This window comes from Pedobacter sp. 10L46_2 (assembly GCF_056395165.1).
The window spans coordinates 1-1,199 of sequence record NZ_JBFTIZ010000536.1 but is presented as its reverse complement, the minus strand read 5'-3'; the positions used below and the strand labels follow the sequence as shown (position 1 = coordinate 1,199).

The following is a 1,199-nucleotide window of genomic DNA, read 5'->3' as shown; positions in this document are numbered from 1 at the left end:
GAACCGTGCTGAAAAAACCGTGTGGATTATTATAATTGTTTTCTTACCTGTTTTAGGTGCGTCAATGTATTTAAGGGGTACTTTTGTGGCACGACATTGAGCCAAACACAAAATTCTTTCATTGAAAAAACTATATAAGATTCAGGGACAACTATCGAAACACGACAATAAATTAAGGTGCATTTATCACAATACCCCTAGAGAGGTATTGTTACAGTGGATAGGGAATATCAAATTTGACTATAACAATTAACAACCATATCTAATTATTAACATGGAAACTCAAACCAACTCACCACAAGTAGCTGCAAATTTAGATGTTTGCGAAACCTATCCACAGGATTTGATCAACGCAGGGAACCCCATTTCCGAAGCAAGGGCAAGAGAAAGCATCGGCTATTATCTTGCTGCCACAACCGGACCGAATGATCCTGAACATATTTTTGGTTTTGAATATGGACTGAACACACTCCGTACCTTTATGGAACAAATTGATGACTATAATAAAAACGCAGGAGAGAAAATCGTTGCTGTGCGAATTTATCATGCCGTATCGATTCGTCCTAATGATGCTTCCAAAACCCCTAGAAGAGATGAAATTTTAATACCGGTTCTTGAAAGTGGTAATGATTTGTATAAAGTGGCACCAATAGTTGGCCCCCCAATTATCGTTGGCGACACAAGACCATGCCCAAATCAATGTAAATTAACGCTCTTAACAGAATAAATCACTAATGCCGGATCTTAGAGACACTATTTTTTTTATCTCATCGATATCAGATGTCTCTGAGATCCTGCCTTTAACCGCATGGTTGTTTGTTGCTCAAAAAAAAATGCCTTACACGTTGCTGGGTATATTATTTCTTATCTCCTCGATATTAAAAATATACTCATTGATCACTGCAGAACTGCATATTAATAATATGCCGGTATTTCACCTGCTAGCTTTAGTAGAAATTGCGCTTGTTTATTGCTTTTACAACCAATTGATTTTTAGAAGAATTCATTGGCTGGGGTTAATCGCAATAACACTAGTAAACGTCTTAAATACACTTTTTTTACAGGATATCCATAGCTTCAATTCGCTTGCCTGGGCATTTAACATGATCTTGCTTATTGTGCTGGGACTAATGTACTTTTATAAGATCTATAATGACGACGATGACTATACACCCTTAAACGAAAGGCCAGCCTTTATC

At 37.0% G+C, this 1,199-nt stretch carries 3 protein-coding genes; all 3 read left to right on the top strand.

The window, feature by feature from the left end; genetic code table 11:
* Positions 1 to 100, top strand: a 100-nt coding sequence (locus tag AC1DDX_RS27595; protein ID WP_477623058.1) for a PLDc N-terminal domain-containing protein, incomplete at its 5' end; no start/stop codon positions are given.
* Positions 101 to 274: 174 nt separating this feature from the next.
* Positions 275 to 727, top strand: a complete 453-nt coding sequence (locus tag AC1DDX_RS27590; protein ID WP_048905968.1) for a hypothetical protein — start codon at positions 275 to 277, stop codon at positions 725 to 727.
* Between the two features lie 7 nt (positions 728 to 734).
* The coding region (locus tag AC1DDX_RS27585; RefSeq protein ID WP_477623057.1) for a hypothetical protein at positions 735 to 1,199 on the top strand (465 nt) is incomplete at its 3' end.

Coding starts and splice junctions, on each gene's coding strand:
- AC1DDX_RS27590 (WP_048905968.1), top strand. CDS start 275: ATGGAAACTCAAACCAACTCACCACAAGTAGCTGCAAATTTAGATGTT.